20 protein-coding genes and 1 riboswitch are annotated in these 19,653 nt (G+C 58.9%); of the genes, 11 read left to right on the forward strand and 9 right to left on the reverse strand.

What is annotated here, in order from left to right; genetic code table 11:
• Positions 1–34 precede the first annotated feature (34 nt).
• A complete protein-coding gene (locus AC2FEE_RS01395) occupies positions 35–430 on the forward strand; it encodes a hypothetical protein (RefSeq protein WP_496862553.1) in 396 nt (131 codons plus the stop codon).
• A 7-nt stretch (positions 431–437) separates the two neighbouring features.
• Here the strand turns inward: AC2FEE_RS01395 and xseA are convergent, their stop codons facing one another.
• Positions 438–1,931: an exodeoxyribonuclease VII large subunit gene (xseA, locus tag AC2FEE_RS01400; RefSeq protein WP_496862554.1), complete on the reverse strand. Its 1,494-nt coding sequence runs from the start codon at positions 1,929–1,931 to the stop codon at positions 438–440.
• A gap of 75 nt (positions 1,932–2,006) precedes the next feature.
• On the opposite strand from xseA, the gene purD reads away from it, so the two are divergent.
• Positions 2,007–3,269, forward strand: coding sequence for a phosphoribosylamine--glycine ligase (gene purD / locus AC2FEE_RS01405; RefSeq protein ID WP_496862555.1), 1,263 nt, complete (start codon positions 2,007–2,009; stop codon positions 3,267–3,269).
• 91 nt (positions 3,270–3,360) lie between these two features.
• Here purD and AC2FEE_RS01410 read toward each other — a convergent pair whose 3' ends face one another.
• Both AC2FEE_RS01410 and AC2FEE_RS01415 read right to left on the reverse strand, forming a co-directional pair.
• Positions 3,361–4,086, reverse strand: a complete 726-nt coding sequence (locus AC2FEE_RS01410; protein ID WP_496862556.1) for an FG-GAP repeat domain-containing protein — start codon at positions 4,084–4,086, stop codon at positions 3,361–3,363.
• On the reverse strand, positions 4,086–4,409 hold the full coding sequence (locus tag AC2FEE_RS01415; RefSeq protein ID WP_170324526.1) for a 2Fe-2S iron-sulfur cluster-binding protein: 324 nt from the start codon (positions 4,407–4,409) through the stop codon (positions 4,086–4,088). Before AC2FEE_RS01415 ends, AC2FEE_RS01410 begins: the two co-directional genes overlap by 1 nt.
• 128 nt (positions 4,410–4,537) lie before the next feature.
• On the opposite strand from AC2FEE_RS01415, the gene AC2FEE_RS01420 reads away from it, so the two are divergent.
• On the forward strand, positions 4,538–4,909 hold the full coding sequence (locus AC2FEE_RS01420) for an OB-fold nucleic acid binding domain-containing protein (RefSeq protein WP_496862557.1): 372 nt from the start codon (positions 4,538–4,540) through the stop codon (positions 4,907–4,909).
• 39 nt (positions 4,910–4,948) lie between these two features.
• Here AC2FEE_RS01420 and AC2FEE_RS01425 read toward each other — a convergent pair whose 3' ends face one another.
• The 4 genes from AC2FEE_RS01425 to AC2FEE_RS01440 form a co-directional block, all read right to left on the reverse strand.
• Positions 4,949–5,518 (reverse strand): GNAT family N-acetyltransferase, encoded by a 570-nt coding sequence (locus AC2FEE_RS01425; RefSeq protein WP_496862558.1) that lies wholly within the window; start codon positions 5,516–5,518, stop codon positions 4,949–4,951.
• Between the two features lie 159 nt (positions 5,519–5,677).
• Positions 5,678–6,367: a glutathione S-transferase N-terminal domain-containing protein gene (locus AC2FEE_RS01430; protein ID WP_496862559.1), complete on the reverse strand. Its 690-nt coding sequence runs from the start codon at positions 6,365–6,367 to the stop codon at positions 5,678–5,680.
• 23 nt (positions 6,368–6,390) lie between these two features.
• Positions 6,391–6,834, reverse strand: coding sequence for a hypothetical protein (locus AC2FEE_RS01435; RefSeq protein WP_496862560.1), 444 nt, complete (start codon positions 6,832–6,834; stop codon positions 6,391–6,393).
• 39 nt (positions 6,835–6,873) lie between these two features.
• Positions 6,874–7,293: an alpha/beta hydrolase family protein gene (locus tag AC2FEE_RS01440; RefSeq protein ID WP_496862561.1), complete on the reverse strand. Its 420-nt coding sequence runs from the start codon at positions 7,291–7,293 to the stop codon at positions 6,874–6,876.
• A 132-nt stretch (positions 7,294–7,425) separates the two neighbouring features.
• A riboswitch (SAM riboswitch) is annotated at positions 7,426–7,503 on the forward strand.
• A 65-nt stretch (positions 7,504–7,568) separates the two neighbouring features.
• Here AC2FEE_RS01440 and metZ point away from each other — a divergent pair.
• From metZ to AC2FEE_RS01465, 5 genes are all read left to right on the forward strand, one after another.
• The gene (gene metZ, locus AC2FEE_RS01445; protein ID WP_496862562.1) at positions 7,569–8,759 is read left to right on the forward strand and encodes an O-succinylhomoserine sulfhydrylase; all 1,191 of its coding nucleotides are present in this window, start codon (positions 7,569–7,571) and stop codon (positions 8,757–8,759) included.
• A gap of 171 nt (positions 8,760–8,930) precedes the next feature.
• Positions 8,931–10,034, forward strand: coding sequence for a GTP cyclohydrolase FolE2 (gene folE2, locus AC2FEE_RS01450; protein WP_496862564.1), 1,104 nt, complete (start codon positions 8,931–8,933; stop codon positions 10,032–10,034).
• A gap of 272 nt (positions 10,035–10,306) precedes the next feature.
• A complete protein-coding gene (locus AC2FEE_RS01455; protein WP_496862565.1) occupies positions 10,307–11,173 on the forward strand; it encodes a hypothetical protein in 867 nt (288 codons plus the stop codon).
• Between the two features lie 50 nt (positions 11,174–11,223).
• The gene (locus AC2FEE_RS01460) at positions 11,224–12,672 is read left to right on the forward strand and encodes a TrkH family potassium uptake protein (RefSeq protein ID WP_496862566.1); all 1,449 of its coding nucleotides are present in this window, start codon (positions 11,224–11,226) and stop codon (positions 12,670–12,672) included.
• The gene (locus AC2FEE_RS01465) at positions 12,672–14,246 is read left to right on the forward strand and encodes a thiamine pyrophosphate-binding protein (RefSeq protein ID WP_496862567.1); all 1,575 of its coding nucleotides are present in this window, start codon (positions 12,672–12,674) and stop codon (positions 14,244–14,246) included. The genes AC2FEE_RS01460 and AC2FEE_RS01465 overlap by 1 nt, the downstream gene beginning before the upstream one ends.
• Before the next feature lie 52 nt (positions 14,247–14,298).
• On the opposite strand, the gene AC2FEE_RS01470 is transcribed toward AC2FEE_RS01465, so the two are convergent.
• The gene (locus AC2FEE_RS01470; RefSeq protein WP_496862569.1) at positions 14,299–16,038 is read right to left on the reverse strand and encodes a serine protease; all 1,740 of its coding nucleotides are present in this window, start codon (positions 16,036–16,038) and stop codon (positions 14,299–14,301) included.
• Positions 16,039–16,243: 205 nt separating this feature from the next.
• Here AC2FEE_RS01470 and AC2FEE_RS01475 point away from each other — a divergent pair, with 205 nt between their 5' ends.
• Positions 16,244–17,173, forward strand: a complete 930-nt coding sequence (locus AC2FEE_RS01475; protein WP_496862571.1) for a glycine--tRNA ligase subunit alpha — start codon at positions 16,244–16,246, stop codon at positions 17,171–17,173.
• A gap of 8 nt (positions 17,174–17,181) precedes the next feature.
• Here the strand turns inward: AC2FEE_RS01475 and AC2FEE_RS01480 are convergent, their stop codons facing one another.
• Positions 17,182–17,814, reverse strand: a complete 633-nt coding sequence (locus AC2FEE_RS01480) for a MarC family protein (RefSeq protein WP_496862573.1) — start codon at positions 17,812–17,814, stop codon at positions 17,182–17,184.
• 91 nt (positions 17,815–17,905) lie between these two features.
• Between AC2FEE_RS01480 and AC2FEE_RS01485 the strand changes: the two genes are divergently transcribed.
• Both AC2FEE_RS01485 and gltS read left to right on the forward strand, forming a co-directional pair.
• A complete protein-coding gene (locus AC2FEE_RS01485; protein WP_496862575.1) occupies positions 17,906–18,427 on the forward strand; it encodes a DUF6446 family protein in 522 nt (173 codons plus the stop codon).
• A gap of 7 nt (positions 18,428–18,434) precedes the next feature.
• Complete coding sequence (gene gltS, locus AC2FEE_RS01490; RefSeq protein WP_496862630.1) at positions 18,435–19,649, forward strand: sodium/glutamate symporter; 1,215 nt, start codon at positions 18,435–18,437, stop codon at positions 19,647–19,649.
• Positions 19,650–19,653 lie beyond the last annotated feature (4 nt).

Consider the following 19,653-nt stretch of genomic DNA (forward strand, 5'->3'; position numbering starts at 1 on the left):
GGCACCGGATAACCGCATCTGACACAATGTGATCATGTTCAGATATCTAGCGATTCTCCTTATGTTGCCCGCGTATTCAGCGTTGGCCCAACCAGCGCTGACGGCGTCGGATTTCGATGAGTATACGCGCGGAAAAACCCTGTATTATGGCTTTCAGGGAAAGGTCTACGGGGTCGAGCGTTATTTGCCTAACCGCCGCGTCATCTGGTCGTTTCTGGATGGCGATTGCAAGGAAGGCGTCTGGTATGAACAGGACGAACAGATCTGTTTCATCTACGAAGATCGCCTGGCTCCGCAATGCTGGGTTTTCACCCGGTCTGGGAATGGCCTGATCGCTCAGTTCGAGGGCGACCCGGCGCAGACCGAACTCTACGAGGCCGAAGACATCGGTGAAGAGATGATCTGCTATGGACCGGATGTCGGAGTTTAGTCTGCACTCAGAACAGTGAGCCCTGATCCGGCGCGTCTTTCTTTGGCACTTTTTTCGGAACCGATCGTGGGGTGGCGGACTGTCCGGTGGTCAGCACGCCATCGGCAAACTCAATCTGCAAAGTTCCGTGTTTCTCGGCCTGCTTTTTCGTTGTCAGAACCTGATCGTCGGCGCGTACCACGGCATAGCCCCGTTGCAAGGTTGCCTTGTAGCTGAGCGTTTCGCGCAGCCGGTCTGTCGCGGTCAGTTGTTGGCGCATCCGATCCAGCCGGGTTTTCTGCGCTGCGTTCATCCGTTCGGCCAGCCGGGTGATGGTCTGGCGCTGTACCTCGATCTCTCGCTGAATGGGACGCAGGGACAGGCGCGAGGATAGGTTGCGGACAGCTTCCTGACGATTATTAACGAGGTTACGCAGGGTTGATGGACGCAGGTGGGCAGACAGCTTCACCACTTGTAGCTGTCGGTTTTGGACGCCGCGTTCCAGCGCTGGGGTCAGGCGATCGGCAATCAAATCAAGCCGTTGGCGTGGAGTGTTCAACAAGCTGTCCGGGCGAGGTAAGGCACGGGAAAGATCACGCAGGCGCTGCGACCTCCGCTGCACCGCATCTGTTGCAGCGCGGGACAGGCGCGCGCCTTGTTCACCGGTCCAGGCCAGCAGTTCCATCCGCACGGGCACTGCCAGTTCGGCGGCGGCGGTTGGGGTCGGTGCACGGCGATCCGAGACGAAGTCGATCAACGTGGTGTCCGTCTCGTGCCCAACGGCTGAAATCAGCGGAATGTCCGAGGCTGCCGCAGCACGGGCCACAATCTCTTCGTTAAACCCCCAAAGGTCTTCGATAGACCCGCCACCCCGGGCGACGATGATCAGATCCGGGCGCGGCAAGGTTCCGCCGGGTGTCAGCTGGTTGAAGCCTTTGATCGCATTGGCGACCTCGGGGGCGCAGTTCGATCCCTGAACAGCCACCGGCCAGACCAGAACCTTGCGCGGAAAACGATCACGCAGGCGGTGCAAAATATCCCTAATTACCGCCCCAGAAGGCGAGGTAACCACGCCGATGATCTGGGGCAGGTAAGGCAGCGGCCTTTTGCGCTCAGGTGCAAACAGCCCTTCGGCCTCCAGCTGCTTCTTGCGTTTTTCCAGCAAGGCCATCAGCGCGCCTTGTCCGGCAACCGCAACCTCATCGACGTTCAGGTTGTATTTCGATTGCGCGCCAAAGGCGGTCAGGCGACCTGTGACGACAACCTCGAGCCCTTCTTCGGGAACAACGGAGAGGCCTGAAATCTGACCTTTCCACGTCGTGCAGGCCAGAACGTTCCGGTCGTCCTTGATGTCGTAATACAGATGCCCCGAGCGCGCCTTGAACACGCGCCCGACCTCACCGCGCACACGGATTCGCCCAAACGTGCCTTCGAGTGTCCGTTTCACCTCTCCCGAGATGTCCGAGACGGAGTATTCAGGGGTGTTTTGGCCGGGAATGGGGTCGTCAAGCAGGTCGGACATTTCAGCGCCTTGTGTCAAATGCCCGCCCAGCTTAGAACGCCCGCAAGGCGAGGCCAAGCAGATCGGAGAGCAGTCATGAATATCCTAATTCTCGGCAGTGGTGGGCGGGAACACAGCCTGGCCTGGGCAGTGATGCAGAACCCCAAATGTGACCGTCTGATCGTGGCGCCGGGCAATGCCGGGATTGCGCAGATCGCGGATTGCGCCGCACTGGATATCGAGAATGGCGGGGCGGTCGTTAGCTTTGCCGAGGCAAACGCGATTGATTTTGTGATTGTCGGCCCCGAGGCGCCCTTAGCGGCTGGAGTGGCGGATCGCCTGCGTGAGGCGGGCGTGCTGGTATTTGGCCCTTCGGCAGCTGCGGCGCAGTTGGAGGCCTCGAAGAGCTTTACCAAGGAAGTCTGCGATGCGTCGGGTGCTCCGACAGCGGCTTATGCGCGGTTCACCGAGGCCGAGCCAGCGAAAGAGTATATCTGCGCACAGGGCGCGCCGATTGTGGTCAAGGCCGACGGTCTGGCCGCGGGCAAGGGCGTGATCGTGGCAATGGACGAGCAGACCGCGCTGGACGCAATTGACGACATGTTCGGCGGCGCTTTTGGTGGGGCCGGTGCCGAGGTTGTCATCGAAGAGTTCATGGAAGGTGAAGAGGCTTCGCTTTTTGTGTTGTGTGACGGTGAGGACATCCTGTCCGTTGGCACGGCACAGGACCACAAGCGGGTGGGTGAGGGCGATACCGGCCTGAACACCGGTGGTATGGGTGCCTATTCCCCGGCACCGGTTCTGAGCGCAGAGATCGAAGCGCGCGCGATGGAAGAGATCATCCAGCCCACCGTGGCCGAGATGAAACGGCGCGGTATGCCCTTTCAGGGCGTTCTTTATGCCGGCCTGATGATCAAGGACGGCCGGCCGCGTCTGGTTGAATACAATGTTCGCTTCGGAGATCCCGAATGCCAGGTCCTGATGATGCGTCTTGGCGCGCAGGCAATGGACCTGATGCACGCCGCCGCCGAAGGCCGGTTGGGTGAAGCACAGGTGAACTGGGCGGAAGATCACGCCCTTACCGTTGTGATGGCGGCGAATGGGTATCCTGGTTCCTATGAAAAGGGCAGCGTAATTAAAGGGCTCGAGGGTTTACCCGAAGACAGTGCCAACATGGTGTTCCATGCTGGAACCAAAGCCTCGGACGGGCAGGTGCTGGCCTCGGGTGGGCGTGTGCTGAACGTCACCGCGCGGGGCGCGACTCTGCAAGTTGCGCGGGATCAGGCCTATGAAATGGTGGATGGCATCGACTGGCCGCATGGGTTTTTCCGTCGCGATATCGGTTGGCGGGCGCTTTAACCGAGAGGCTCCCGCGCCCTGACGCTGCATCAAAGATGCATCGCCAAAGGCCTTGGGCCGGGCAGCCCGCGGGAGCGGGCTGCGGGCGCGTTTAGCGTTGGCAGTCCAGGGCTTGTTTCATTGCTGTTCGGTTGAACGGGATCAGCCCCTGCCTGATCCAGTCTTTTTCGTGGCTGACGCTAACGATCTGCTGCCAGTCCGCGCTGACGACGATCATTTCCGGGCCGGTACCGCAATCTCGGATCCCGCCGGTGATGAAGTCTTCGCCGATGCGATGGTTGGTCAGGCCGGGCAAAGCGGCGATCTCGGTCAGGTCGCCATCCTTGAAACGCCAGATGCGCAGGGTCTTGGCAAGGTGGGGTCGGTCGACATAGGCGACCTCTACGAAGCCATCGCCGTCCAGATCCGCTGCGCCAACGGGTGCGAGCCAGCGAAATCGGGTGCCGATGTAAGGCGTTGCGGCAACTAGGCCACCGCCATTATAGATCGCAAGCCGTGCACCCTTGTCGCGGTGGCTTTCGACCACCATAGCTTCGCGCTTGCCGTCGTTGTCTATATCGACGAGACGTGGATTGATGTCTTCAAAGACTCGTTCTTCGGGTAGCCGGATCGTATATTCAGCCCATCCGGGCAGGTATTGCAGGACCAGCGCACCGTATTCAATCTGATCGCCGAGAACCCAATGCGGGTAACGCGCCGTAGGCTCGGAGTATTCCGCCGAAACTAACGGCTCGTTTTGCCAGATTTGCTGGGGCCGGGCCGCAATGGGACAAACGCAGAGGGCGATTGCTAGGGCGGCGACCGGCCGGGGCGTCATTAGATCTGCTTTTCGGGCATCTGTACCACCAGTCCGTCCAGCTCATCCGTGACCTTGATTTGGCAGGTCAGGCGTGAACGCGCTGGGTCGGGCTCATAAGCGAAGTCCAGCATGTCTTCTTCCATGTCGTCCTTGGCCGGAACTTTCTCGACCCAGTCGGGGTGGAGGTAGACATGGCAGGTCGAGCAGGCGCAGGCGCCGCCGCAATCGGCCTCGATGCCGGGGATATTGTTGTCACGGGCGCCTTCCATGACGGTCAGCCCATTAGCGACCTCGACTGTGTGTTCGGTACCGCTGTGCTCGACATAGGTGATCTTTGCCATTGCGTGCGTCTTCCTTATTTCGATTGTCGAATTCTTCCTTAGTGAAGGCATTTAGGTCTTTCCAGCCTCATTTGCGACTCATCACGCCGCGTCTGGACTTTCCTGCCGTTTGTTCTATCTTTGTTCTCATGCTTGTTACCCCTGTTCGCCCTACGGTTTCAAACCGGGACTGGCCGCGCCCGCCTTCCTGTTTAACTTCTGACAGGCTGGACAACCCGCCCGAGGGCGCGCGCGTGACGGTGGCGGGGCTGGTGATTTTGCGACAAAGGCCGGGGACGGCCAAGGGGGTGATATTCGTCACGCTTGAGGATGAGACCGGCATCGTGAACGTGGTGGTTTGGCGCAAGATTTATGAGCAATTCCGCCGCGCGGTTATTTCGGGCCGGTTGCTGAGGGTCACCGGTCGCATGCAGCGGGCGCATTCGGTGATCCATGTGATTGCGGAAGAGATCGAGGATATCTCGGGCATGCTGGATGTGCTGGTGCAGGGGGAAGGCTAGACTAGTCAAGTAAACCGGCACAACTCAATGTTAGAGGACTCAACCAACGTCCCGAACCATGTGCAGATGCAAGCCAATCCCATGTCCATCGTCCAAAGCCGGCACACGCGTTTCAACTTCGACTCGGAATCCAATGTGTTGATAGAAGCCAACAGCTTGATTGTTGGCAGCTACATCAAGGCAAACTTGCTTGCACCCTTCCGCTGATGCACGCGTTTCTGCCGCGTCAAACAACCGACTAGCAATGCCTGATCCTTGCACATCGGGGCGCACAGCAAACTCCAGAATGTAATAGGAGTTCTGACGCGGGGAAGGAAACAGTCGATCCATCCAATGCAAGGCGGATTTCAGATGCTCCGCTTCATCATCGCCAAGTGCATTCGCTTGATGATCGACGGAAAAATTAAAATTTACAGCGTACTCTTCTTCCGTATGCCCAATGAGAAGCCCGATGACCTTGTTATCGTCCAGGGCAGTTAAGGAATGCTTGTGGGAAAACAAACCCTGTCCCTCAGGCCATTCAGTTCGGATGATCTTATGCAGGACATCCATTTTGCTAAACATGTAGCCGTTTAGTTTTGGATCAGTGCTCCAAAGCAAATCGGCCAAATCTTCGGGGGCACTGATTTAGCCGCTGGTTGTACCAAAACCGACATTTTTTTGCTCCTAAGCCCGAGTTTGAAAACAGTTTTGAAAAAGACTTTCGACAGCGAAGCGTTCAGCCGGCAGTCGAGAGGAAAAAAACGAAGTAGCACCAGAGAACACGATTTACCGCTTGAACAAAACCCCCTGTGCTTGCTTGTCCCGATGATCCCCGCGCAACTCAGCGTGCAGGGCGCGTCCGGCTTGAACACCGGGGCGAGCATTCACCGTTTCAAGCCATCGGGCAAAGTGGGGCTTGTCCTCAAGCACCTGCTGCTGGCCTTCCCAAAGACTCGCCCAACCCCAGATCGACATGTCGGCGATGGAATAGAAATCGCCCGCGACATATTCGTTTTCGGCAAGTCGCCGGTCGAGCACGCCGTATAGACGTCCGACTTCGGTGCGATAGCGGTCTTGGGCGTAGGGCAGGTCCTGCGGCGGGTCCAGTTGCGGGGCGTATTTCAGGAAGTGGTGCGCCTGACCGGCCATCGGACCTACGCCGCCCATCTGCCACATCAGCCATTCTTCGACCGCGATCCGGTCACGCTCGGTTTTGCCATAGAAGCGCCCAGTCTTGCGGGCCAGATACATCAGGATCGCGCCGCTTTCGAACACGGAAACCGGTTCACCGTCCGGGCCATCAGGATCGACGATCGCAGGCATCCGGTTGTTCGGCGAAATCTTCAGGAACTCGGGGTCGAATTGATCCCCCTTGCCAATATCGATCAGGTGGGTGGTGTAGGGAAGCTCCATCTCTTCCAGAGCAATGGAGGCCTTCCAGCCATTCGGCGTGGGCCAGAAATACAGATCGATCATGATGCCTCCTCAGATTGAGGCGATCATGAGGCTTTCTGAGCAAACGGCAAGAGAGCTTTGGGACGAGGCAATGCAAAAAGCCGTGACCAGCGGCGCGAGGGAGCTTTGGGAACGCCGTTGCGCAGCAGGGCGTTATAGACGCGCAGCACACCGGGGCGGGTATAGCTGGACCAGTGGCAAATGCGACGCTGCGGGTCTCCGACAGAGAAGATGGCGCGCGACAGGTGGTCCAGTGTATGGGCGCAATCGAGTTGTAACGTGACCGCGTTTGGGGCGTGCAGGCCAGTGCCGATGCTTCGGTCACCGCGCTGTGCTGGTTGGATCATCCATTCGAACAGAAAATCGAACGGGTCGTTTTCGCGGCTGGTCATATTGATGAACTCGGCCATTTGTCCCGCAGGTGTGGTCAGCGCGTTCAGTGTGCGGCTTTGATACACGGCCCCGGACATCGAGATGATACGGTTCATTGATCCGGGCGCAACGTGGTGCAGAGCCTCGAGCGCAAGTTAGGTGCCCATCGAATGCCCGATGAAGTGAATGGGGCGATTCGGGTTCAGGTAGCGTAATTCGCGGACCAGACTTGCCAGTGCACGACCGGCCTCGACCGCGCGGCGGCGAACTGCCCAGAGCGGACCTTGTGCATTCCAGCCGAACGCTATGCCCAGCCCTTCGTCGTTCAGGCCCGACCCGAAGCCCAGCTGTTGCGACCAGCTTGGGCAATGCAAGGGCACCGGAGTGGGACGCAGCGCTAGAATATGCCGATGCGGGCAGGATTTGGCATCATCGGGGCGATACTTGTACCCATGGGTCATGATTATGACAGACCCCTGCGCGCCGCGCGTCTGCTGCAAGGTGTCCAGCGGAGATCGCGGGCTGCGGTGCAGGGCGAACGAGTCACCGATGGCATTGATCCTGATTACTGGCATTGTTCTGCCTCACACAAGATGTTGTGGTGCCGGTGTGGCATAACGCTATGACGCTTTGGTGAAGGGACGGTTGCAGAACTGGGACGTTGCCGTTGCAAGGGTTGACGTGTCTGAATGTGCGGCGTAAGGGCAACATCACTACGTGGCGATTTGTTACCGGATTGCGGGCCACGCTAAACAACACCGCTAAAAGGTCAGGATGAAAGGCCCCTTTCGCTTGACCGCGTCTGGGGTTTTTTTGATGCCCTTGCCTGGCAAGGGTCGAGAGGAATGATATGAGCGAGAGCTGGAACAAACGCACCCAAGCCGTCCACGGCGGTATCCGTCGCAGCCAATACAACGAAGTATCCGAAGCGATTTTTCTGACGCAGGGCTTCGTTTATGAAAACGCCGAACAGGCCGAGGCGCGATTCATTGAGGCCGGACCGGATGAGTTCATCTATGCCCGTTACGGCAACCCGACGGTTTCGATGTTCGAACAGCGCATCGCCGCGCTGGAGGGGGGCGAAGACGCTTTTGCTGCAGCGTCGGGCATGGCGGCTGTCAACGGTGCGTTGACCTCGGTACTGCAGGCCGGGGATCACGTCGTGTCCGCCAAGGCGCTGTTCGGGTCGTGTCTCTATATTCTGGAAAACATCCTGGCCCGCTATGGCGTTGAGGTGACCTTTGTGGACGGCACCGATCTGGACGCGTGGAAAGCGGCGATCCGTCCGGATACCAAGGCGGTGTTCTTTGAATCCATGTCGAACCCGACACTTGAAGTGATCGACATCGCAGCGGTTGCCGAGTTGGCGCATGCTGTTGGCGCGCTGGTGGTCGTGGATAACGTTTTTTCCACGCCGGTCTTCTCACGCGCGATCAAGCAGGGCGCCGATGTGGTCGTCTACTCCGCGACCAAGCATATTGATGGGCAAGGGCGCGCGCTTGGCGGCGTTGTCATCGGCACCAAGGAATTCATCCGCGGTACACTTGAACCCTATATGAAGCATACGGGTGGTGCGCTCAGCCCGTTCAACGCCTGGGTCATGCTGAAAGGTCTGGAAACGATGGCCCTGCGGGTCAACGCGCAGGCCGAGACGGCTCAGACCGTGGCCGAGGCGCTGGAAGGTCACCCTGCGCTGGAGCGGACTCTGTATCCGGGGCTGAAAACCCACGCGCAGAATTCGCTGGTTCAAACGCAGCTGGGTGGCAAGGGCGGTACGGTTCTGTCGCTGGACATCAAGGGCGGAAAGGACGCGGCGTTTGCGTTTTTGAATGCCCTGACGATCCCGGTGATCTCGAACAATCTGGGCGACGCCAAGTCGATTGCGACGCACCCGGCCACGACGACGCATCAGCGGCTGAGCGATGACCAGAAAGATGAACTGGGCATCACGCCGGGATTGATCCGCCTGTCCATCGGTCTGGAGGACGCAGGCGACCTGCTTGCCGATATTAAGCGCGCATTGGACGTTTCCCAGCGCTGAGGCCAGTCTATATCCTGCTAAACCCGGGTCGAACCTGCCCGTAGGGGGCGCAAATTTACGTGTCCCTTACGGAATTTCGATCCGGGCTGTGTTTCGGCGCGTATACAGTTACACTGGAAAACGCGCCGAACCTGTATATAGTCCGGCGACCAACCCGAGGAGCCCCGATCGATGAACGTGCACCCCCGCAGCATTGATGACGCACCTGACCATGATGAGGCCGCCGCCGCGCTGAAAACGCTGCGTAAGTGGGCCGAATCCGTGACCGAGACCGAGATCAGCCAGCTTGATCCCGCCATCGCGCGTCTTGTGCCGGGGCTGGCTCCAACGAATTATCCGTCCTTGTCGCGAGAGTACCCGGAAGGGTTTCAGGCCGATGATGCCTATCGCGCGACATTGCCGGACTTACAGAACGGCCCGTCCAGCCTGATCCGCGGGGCCAAACAGCAGATTCAGCATGTGGGCATTTCGAACTTCCGCCTGCCAATCCGGTTCCACCGTAAGCAGGGTGACGACCTTACGCTGGAAACATCCGTTACCGGCACGGTCAGCCTCGAGGCTGAAAAAAAGGGCATCAACATGTCCCGGATCATGCGCTCGTTCTACAAACATGCCGAGCGCACGTTCAGCTTTGAGGTCATGGAAGCTGCGCTGAATGACTACATGACCGATCTGGATAGTTTTGATGCGCGTATTCAAATGCGCTTTTCCTACCCGGATCGTGTCAAAAGCCTGCGATCGGGTCTGGAGGGATACCAGTATTACGACATCGCACTGGAACTGGTCGAACAGAACGGTGTGCGTCAGAAGATCATGCATCTGGACTACGTTTATTCCTCGACCTGTCCTTGCTCGCTGGAACTTAGCGAGCACGCGCGGTCCACGCGTGGTCAGTTGGCGACGCCGCATTCGCAGCGGTCTGTTGTGCGCATTTCGGTTGTTGTCGATTGCGACGCCGACTGTCTGTGGTTCGAGGATCTGATAGCGCTTTGTCGTCGTGCGGTACCGACGGAAACGCAGGTGATGGTCAAGCGCGAAGACGAACAGGCCTTCGCCGAGTTGAACGCAGCCAACCCGATCTTCGTCGAAGATGCCGCCCGCCTGTTCTGCGCCGAGCTTCAGGCCGACCACCATGTTGGTGATTTCCGTGTGGTGGCCAGCCATCAGGAAAGCCTGCACAGCCATGACGCAGTGTCGGTTCTGACCGAAGGCCCGACCTTTGTCTCGGCCAGCCTGGACCCGCGCCTGTTCTCGACCCTCTTTCACATCGGGTGACTGGGAAGGCCCACTTGAAGTCTCGAAATTAGACAAATGGCGAATTTTTGCCGCACCGCAGCAAAAATTGCTGCGGCAGCACTTTCTTTGACGTAAAGTAAAGGGGATTGCAGCCGTGGCACACGCTTTTTTGAACCGTTTCGCCACACTGAGAGGAAGCCGAGACGTGAGACGCCCCGGGACTTCAAGCCTTGGCAATCTGCCCGAGACATCAGGGCGGAGCAGGGTGCTTCTTTTTGAAGGTTGCATCGCTTTCACAGGAGAAACGACTAATGAATCCGATTACCCAGCCGCTGGAATTTCAGGCGGCGGCCATTCGTATGGCCGGCTACGCGGTTAGCAACCAACTGAAGATCATGCAAATTCTGGCCACCTCCGCCATGGAGTTGCCGTTTGCACCTGTACATGCTTTGCACGCATCGTCCGCGCGTCCAGCGCCGGCTTCTGCAAAGCCGGAATTCAAGTCCAAAACGGCCGTCGCCACGCCCAAACCGGCGGCAGCACCGAAGGCCAAGCCGGTCGCGCGGGCCAAGGCGGCTGTGACGCCAAAGGGCGAATCGCCTAAACCTGCCGCGGCCAAAAAAGCGACCGCTTCGGCCAAGAAGGCGGCCGCCCCAGCCAAGGCGACGGCTGTTCCGGCGGCATCAAAGCCCGCCAACGCAGCAAAACCGCAAGAGGCCAAACCTGCGGCTGCCGCGCCCAAGCCCGTGGCGCGCTCCCATCGAACGGCTACGGCGAAGCCCGCAAATGCCAAACCCGCAAGCAAGGCACAGGCGCCCAAGCCCGCCACAGCCAAAACGGTTGCCAAACCCGCAGTGGCCAAGGCTCCGGTAAAAGCGGCATCGCTTAAACCTGCGGCACCTAAAGCCGCCGCTAAGCCCGCAGCGCTCAAGGCACAGGCCCCGAAAACCGCAGCCCCGAAAGCTGAGGTCGCCAAGCCGGTTGAACCTGCGGCAAAACCCGCTGTTCCTGCGGCCAAAACCGCTGCACCTGGTGCCAAACCTGTCACTGCTCAGGCTGAGGCCAAACCGGTCGCATCCAAGGCCGAAACCGCCACATCCGCAGCGCCTCAACGCCGGACGCGTTCGCCTTCGAAGCCGCCCGCGATGCCCACACCCGTCAGTAAAACGGACGAGTAAACGGGACATCCGCTTGACACGGTCGTGCAGGCGCGCCAACGCTGCGCCTCATGACGGACATGCGCCCGGTTGGATATGTGATTGGCCTGTTGGTCGCCATTCTTGGCGCGACCATGATGCTGCCCATGCTAGCGGATCTCATCGAAGGCCGGGGCGAATGGCACGTATTTCTGGAGAGCGGCGTAATCACCATGCTGACGGGCGTTGTCCTGTCCATCAGCTGCTCGAACGGGGTGGGCGAAGGTCTGACGATTCGTCAGACCTTTTTGCTGACTACTGGCGTTTGGGTGGCGCTTCCTCTTTTTGGTGCTATCCCGTTTTTGTTCGGTGAGACAGAACTGCGCTTTGTCGATGCCTATTTCGAGGCGATGTCAGGGCTGACCACTACCGGTTCGACCGTCATATCCGGTCTCGATGACCTACCGCAGGGTCTGCTGCTGTGGCGCGGCGTGCTGCAATGGCTGGGTGGGATTGGCATCATTGTTGTCGCCATGGTGTTCCTGCCCGAACTTCGGGTCGGTGGTATGCAAATCTTCCGCTCGGAAGGGTTTGAAACCATGGGGAAAATTCTGCCGCGCGCGCAAGAGATCGCGGGCCAGATTTCCCTGATCTACGTTTTTCTGACATTTGCCTGCGGCTTGGTCTACGCGGGTCTGGGGATGAGCTTTTTTGACGCCGTCGTGCACGCGATGACCACCATCGCCACAGGCGGGTTTGCGAATTACGATTCCTCCTTTGCGGTGTTTTCGGGACCAACCGAATACGCGGCTGCGGTCTTCATGATCCTCGCAGCGCTGCCGTTCGTGCGATACGTTCAGTTCGCCAACGGCAATACGAACTCTCTTTGGCAAGACAGTCAGATCAAGACCTTTCTGGCGACGATCCTAGTGCTTGTCCTTGTCATGGCAGTATTCCTGATTTCGGTCTTTCCGCATCATTGGGAGCAGGCGTTCCGCGAGTCACTCTTCAATATCACCTCGATTATTTCAGGTACGGGTTATGCCAGCGTCAACTATATGACCTGGGGCAGTTTCCCGGTGATGCTGTTCTTTCTGATCGGCCTGATTGGGGGCTGCGCGGGCTCGACCGCCTGTTCGATCAAGGTCTTCCGCTATCAGCTGTTGTTCGCCTCGATTAAAACCCAGATCAGCCGTATCCGGTCGCCGCATGGTGTGTTCAACCCGCGCTACGACGGGCGCACGATCGGGCCGGATGTTTTGTCCTCGGTGATGAGCTTTTTCATGTTCTTCGTGCTCTCGATGGGCGTGCTGGCCTGGGCGCTGGCGCTGACCGGGTTGGATTTCATCACTTCCGTCTCGGGTGCGGCGACGGCGTTGGCCAATGTCGGGCCGGGGCTGGGGGATCAGATCGGTCCTGCGGGTAACTTTGCCGGGCTGAGCGACACGGCCAAGTGGTTGCTATCCATAGGAATGCTGGTCGGGCGGCTGGAACTGCTGGCCGTCTACGCGCTATTTACTGTCCAATTCTGGAGAAGTTGATGAGAAGACCTCTGGGCGCCCAGATTTCGCATATGTTGAAGGACCGGGGTGTTGATGTGATTTTTGGCATCCCCGGCGTGCATAACCAGGAAATGTATCGGGGCATCGAAGAGGCGGGCATCACGCATGTTCTGGCCCGTCACGAGCAGGGGGCCGGGTTCATGGCCGATGGCTATGCCCGTGCAACCGGCAAACCGGGTGTGGCATATGTGATCACCGGGCCGGGGCTATGCAACATCATGACGCCGATGGGGCAGGCCTATACGGACTCGGTGCCGATGCTGGTGGTGTCGTCCTGTTTGGACGAGACAGACGCAGTGCAGGGCCAGTTGCACCAGATGAAAGACCAGTGTGGCGCAGCCGAAACCGTGGCTGATTGGTCCCGACAGGCAAACACGACACTGGCGGCCTATGGGTTGGTCGAGCGTGCCTTTGAGGAATTCGAACTCTCCCGCCCGCGCCCAAAGCACATCCAGGTGCCCATTGCCCAGCTTGAGGCCGAGGCCGACCCGGCACAGTTTCCCAATCAACCCGGTCTACGTTCCAAAGTGGTGCCGCCTGATCTGGCACCGCTCATGTCCCTACTGAATATCTCGCGGCGGCCACTGTTCATTCTGGGGGGCGGGGCGCGATCCAATCTGTGGCGGCAGATCCTAACCCAGTTGAGGGCCGCGTGTTTTACCACTTATGCCGGTCGCGGTATGGCGGGGCTAGGCTATGCGCTGGATTTCGGTGCTACGCTGCCACGCCCAGGCAGTGCTGATGTGATCGGTTCGGCCGATCTTGTGGTCGCTGTCGGGGCGGAACTGGGTGAAGTCGATCTGTGGCGCGACAAGCTGGGGTATTCATCTCATCTGGTGCGGGTCGATCTTGATCCGCAGGTTCTGTCCGACCATCATCGCGCAGGGATCAAGCTGCAGGTCGATAGCGAGAGCTTTGCCCATGCCCTCTGGGCGGCGATTGACGCCGTTAAGCCGGCAACCGGATGGACGCCCGAAGAGGTCGCCGAGGCCCGCAAACGCTGGCGTGCGGAATCCGATGCCGAGCGTCCCGGGATCGCGCCGGTGCTGGATGCCTTGCGCGATGCGCTGCCAGCCGACACGATGATTTATTCCGACATGACCCAGTTCGCTTATGTTGCGAAAGAGGTCTGGGATATGGCCTATCCCCATCACTGGCATCACCCGACCGGGTTCGGCACACTGGGCTATGCGCTGCCTGCCGGGATCGGGGGCGCAGTAGCGCGCCGGGGAAAACCCACGGCCGTAATCGCGGGGGACTACGGGTTTCACTATACGATGATGGAGTTGGGCACGGCGGTTGAGCTGGGCCTGTCTCTGCCGATCATTTTGTGGGACAACGGTAAGCTGAAAGAGATCGAAGACAGCATGGTCCGCGGGCAGATTGCCCCGAACGCGGTAGTGGCCCGCAATCCCGATTTCTGTAAACTGGCCGAGGCCTTTGGGGCCTTGTCCGCCGCGCCGGAAAACTTGGAAGAGATGCAGGCGGCGGTACGAGCCGCGTTTCATGCGCAGGTTCCGACGTTGATCCGGGTGACCCCGGACATCGCCTAGACAAAAAAACGCCGCCCGAAGGGGCGGCGTTCTTCGATTCTTAAAGATCAGCTTAGTCCCAGCAATGCACCAGAACGGTCATCCCGTTGGCCCGTCGGCTGAGTTCATTGGGTGAGATTTCCGCAGTGGACTGGCCGGGTTGACCGGATACACCGGCCTTTTCCAGAACCGCGTTCAGCCGATCCACTGTTGCGGCCAAACTGACCGAAGCTGGCAGAGTGCGCCCCTCGGACGGGGTGGGCAGCAGCATTCCGACAACCTGTCCGTTGTCGTCGAAGACCGGGCCGCCCGCGTCTCCGGGTTGTGCCGCCAATGCCAGACGTTTCACACCGTCTTCGCCATTCAGGCCTCGCACATCGGTGATCTGGCCATAGGTTAGCGTCGGTGCGCCCAACGCGCCTTCATATGAGAAGCCGGAAACCGCGACCTCGGACTGAATGCGCGGTTTGTCCGCGCTGAATTCGGCAATGCCGATCGGCACGAGGTTGCGGCGGGGGCGCAGCACAGCTACACCAAGATCGGCATCTGCCCAAGCCACCTGAACCTCTTGGTCGTCGTTTAGCGTGATCCGGGTACAACTATCCGTGGCCTCAGAAACGGTCAGGATCGTGCCGTTTGCATCGGTAAAGAAACCGGACCGGGACAGGCGCGGTTTGCGCACCTGCAGGCCCGAGACCAGATCGATCCGCTGATCGGCATCCGCTCCGGCACCGGCGTCCAGTACGGCGTCATTTATAGTGAAGCTGGCCTTGATCGCAGCCAGAACCCGCGCGCGGCGGGCCTCATCACCTTCGGGCCAAACCAGCGTAAAGCCCTTGATCTGGTCGTTTTTCAGCGCCGCTTCGGTATAGGATACGATCCCGTTACCGCGACCCTCCAGAGTGAAACGATCACCACGCAGTTGCCGCGGACCTTCCAGAGGCACAATCTCGAGCGATTGCATCACTTCATAGAGCGCGCGCAACGTAGCCTTGTTGCCTTTCTGGCTTATCAGCAACGCCTTGGCGCCCATGTCGGTGGTGCCATCGAAATGCGCAAAGGGCGCTTCATAACGGTCAAAGCCGATGACACCCAGCGGCAGGTCCAGTTCAATGCCCGCCTGCGTGTCCGAGTGGCGTTCCATACCGACGCTGATCAGCGGCGCGTTATAGTCATCCATTAGCACCTCGCGCTGCGCTGTTGTCAGGACACCGGTGGGCTCATAGCCATTGAAGCTCTGCCAGTTCCCCATCGAACGCCGGGTGCCTGCACCAAACGCGCCATCGATAGTCGAATTATAAAATCCCGCGGCCTGCAGGGCGGTTTGCAGATCCTTACGCTCTTGCGCGGTCAGCAGACGTTCGGATTGCAGCGCTTGCGACCGTGTCTCATCCGAGGGCTGAGGTGTCAGACCGGCGGTGGATTGGCCGGGTTGTGGTGTGGGCTCGACGGGCGGGGTCACTGCGTTCTGATTCAGAGAGCTCGAGCCAATGGGCCAGAACTGCTGTCCCAGAGAATTTGAGAACGCAATGTAGCTGTCCGCCGGGATCTGCCCTTCAGCCCGGTAAACGCGCAAGACCTGTTCGGCGTCGCTGCGCAAATATGGCCCGATAACAATGGCATACCAACCAGAGTTCAGGCGGAACCCGTTCACATCGGGCAGAACGCTCGCATAGGCCTGCGCGCGCTCCTGCGCTTGACGCAGCGACGGGCGGGCTTCGACCTGTACCCAGACGCCGGCCTCCTGCTGTGCAAACACGGCACGCGTGCCGAAGAGAAATAGAAACAAAATTGCAGTGATTACTCGTGTCATTGTCTGCCCGTATCCGCGGTGTTTTGGCTTTGCCGTAGACTACGCGATTTGAAACGCGGAAAGCCATGCCCGGAGAACGGGGAATCTCCAGTGTGGCTGTGCAGTGACAGCCAGACCCGATTGGCCCGTTGACGCTCCTTGGCCCCTTGCATAGGAAGGATAAAACCGACCGGAACCGGGCGCTTGCGTGCCCAAAGGGAATGTCATGACCGAACCGTCCAGCGCACCACGTTCTTTTCAGGAAATCATCCTGCGTCTCCAGACCTATTGGGCTTCGAAAGGCTGCGCCATCCTTCAACCTTACGACATGGAGGTTGGGGCAGGGACTTTTCACCCGGCGACCACATTGCGCGCCTTGGGGTCCAAGGCGTGGGCTGCGGCCTATGTGCAACCATCACGTCGTCCGACCGATGGTCGTTATGGCGAGAACCCGAACCGGTTGCAGCACTACTATCAGTATCAGGTATTGATCAAACCCAGCCCGCCGGACTTGCAGGAACTGTACCTGGGCAGCCTCGGGGCCATCGGTATCGATATGAACCTGCATGACATCCGCTTTGTCGAGGATGACTGGGAAAGCCCCACTTTGGGCGCATGGGGTCTGGGCTGGGAAGTCTGGTGTGACGGCATGGAAGTCAGCCAGTTCACCTATTTCCAGCAGGTTGGCGGCCATGACTGTGTACCGGTTTCGGGTGAGTTGACGTACGGTCTGGAACGACTGGCGATGTATGTGTTGGGCATCGATCACGTGATGGATATGCCCTTCAACGACCCGCAGTCAGCCAGCCCGCTGAGCTACGGCGACATCTTCAAACAGACAGAAGAGGAATATGCCCGCTGGAACTTTGACGTGGCCAACACCGAAGTTCTACTGCGCCATTTCGAAGAGGCTGAGGCCGAATGTGCCGCCATTCTGGCGCAGGAACATGACGACCCCAAAACGGGCAAACGCATCGTCATGGCGCACCCGGCTTATGACCAGTGCATAAAGGCGAGCCATGTCTTTAACCTGCTGGATGCGCGTGGCGTGATCTCAGTGACTGAACGGCAGGCTTATATCGGTCGCGTTCGGGCGTTGGCCAAACAATGCGCCGACGCGTTCTTGCTGACCGAGGCTGCCGGGTTCGAGGCTTGATGGGGCGCTCAAGCCAATCCGGGCAGCAGCACTTTCAGGCCATCCGCAATCATGCTGATTGCGATAGCCGACAGGATCATGCCCATGAAGCGGCTCATGATAACGCGCGCATTGGTCGACAATCGCCTGGCCAAAGCAGACGCGTTCCAGAATGTGATGAACAGCAAAAACAAAACGGCCAGGAAGACGCTTGCATAGATGATGGCATCCATAGGCTTGGAAATATGGTGCGCATAAAGGATCAGCGTCGTAATTGTGCCGGGCCCCACCAAAATGGGGAAGGCCAGCGGGTAGAAGGCAACCGTAGCGGGTTCGGGGTAGTCCTGTTTTTCCCCCTCAGTGCCGTGATGCGCGGTGCTTTCTTTGCCGCTCAGCATGTTCAGGCCGATCATCAGAACAACAAGACCACCCGCAACGCGCAGATCGTCCACGCTGATTCCGAACAGGCCCAGCGTCTGGTTACCGATGGCTGCGAACGCTGCTCCGAGGATCAGGCAGTACGTCGCCGTCTTCGCCGCGACCTTGCGCTGGTCGGCGGGCGTCAGACCATCGGTGACGCTCAGGAATACGGGCAAGTTGGTGATCGGGTTCATGATCGCAAACAGCGCGCCGAAAAACCCAACGGCAAGAGTCATGTCCATTCCAACAACCTCGTTCCAACCTGTATCAGTTTGGAAACTGGCCCATTTCCCTTGAAGTTGAAAGAGGCCGCGTGATCAGGATGCTCAAAAGATGACCGGAAAACTGCTTGCAATCATCCTCGTCGTATCGGCGGCTCTGGCCGGTTTCGGCATGTATTATTTGCAGGTCTATGGGTTCTACTACGATGTCCCCTCTCAACCTGGTCAGGATGTTTCGATATTGGTCGAAGGGGCAGAGGATCCGCAGCCAATCCCGTATTCGGCGTTTCAGGCGATTGATGCTGACAGTTCTCCGATCCGGTACCGGGCATGTTTTATAACCGATCTGAAAGCCCAGGACCTGGCGACATTCCGGCGAGTTGAACACCCCGAACCGTTGACCGCACCGAACTGGTTTGACTGCTACGATGCCGTGGCCATTGCAGAAGCCCTGAAATCCGGGCAGGCACAGGCGTTCATCGGGGCCAAAAACATCCATTATGGCGTAGACCGCATTGTTGTCGTGACCTCGGATGGCAAGGGCTATGTCTGGCACGCACTGAACAATTGCGGTGAAAAGGCCTATGACGGGACTGTCGTGGGCGAGGAATGTCCGCCCCGACCTGAAAACTGAGGCTATCATGACCGACGCAGCGCTTCACGTACCCAATTTTCTGACCGCCACGCTTGGCATTGCGGTCTATCTGATTGGGGCCGAGATAAACGCGCGTGTCGCGCTGCTGCGTCAGTTTAATATCCCCGAGCCTGTCACCGGCGGGTTGTTGGCGTCTCTTGTGTTGCTGTTTCTATATCTCGTGGCAGGGCTTGAGTTGACCTTCGATCTCGCCTCGCGGGATTTTCTGCTGATTGTGTTCTTTGCAGGAATTGGTTTGAACGCTCGACTTGCAGATTTGATTTCCGGCGGCAAACCATTGTTTCTGCTTCTGATATTGACGTTGGTTACGATCGTTGCCCAGAATGTCGTTGGTGCCGCCGGTGCAGTCGCCTTTGGTTACCCGGCGCAGGCCGGGGTTCTCTTCGGATCAGCTTCTCTGATCGGAGGGCACGGCACAGCCATTGCCTGGGCCCCCGAAGTCGGCGCGGTGACCGGTCTTGACGGCGCGACCGAATTGGGCGTGGCCGTGGCGACGCTGGGCCTTGTGCTGGCTGCGTTGGTGGGCGGGCCGATTGCCCGCTTTCTTGTCGAAGGCAAAAACCTGACCCCGGAACGCCCGGGCGAAGAACACACGGTCGGGCTGCCGGATGACGCTGCAGAAACCGAGACCAAGATCGATCACCTGACCATCATGCGCGTGTTGCTCTATCTGAATCTGGCGATCATCTTTGGTTATATTCTGAGCGAGGCCATTGCGGCCACCGGGCTCAAACTGCCCTTGTTTGTTCCATGCCTGATCATGGGGATCGTCATTGCCAACATCCGCACAGCACTGGCGCCCAATGCACCACCGGTGTCGCGGACACCTTCGCTGGCCTTGATCTCGGAATTCTCACTAGGCGCGTTTCTGGCAATGTCACTGATGAGCCTGCAACTGTGGACCATTGCCGAACTGGGGCTGGCTATCGTCGTCATCATGAGCGCGCAGGCCCTGTTTGCTGTAGCGTTCGTCATCTGGGTTCTGTTCCCGGTGATGGGAGGCAATTACCGTGCTGCCGTTCTGTCCGCCGGGTTCGGTGGATTTGCATTGGGTGCGACGCCGACCGCTATCGCCAATATGACCGCAGTTACCAAGCGATATGGCCCGTCTCCTATTGCCTTTATTGTGCTGCCCCTTGTATCCGCATTCTTTGTGGACATCGCCAATGCCATCGTCATTCAGACGATCGTCAATTTCTAAGGAC

This window comes from Ruegeria sp. YTSC199, assembly GCF_059609725.1.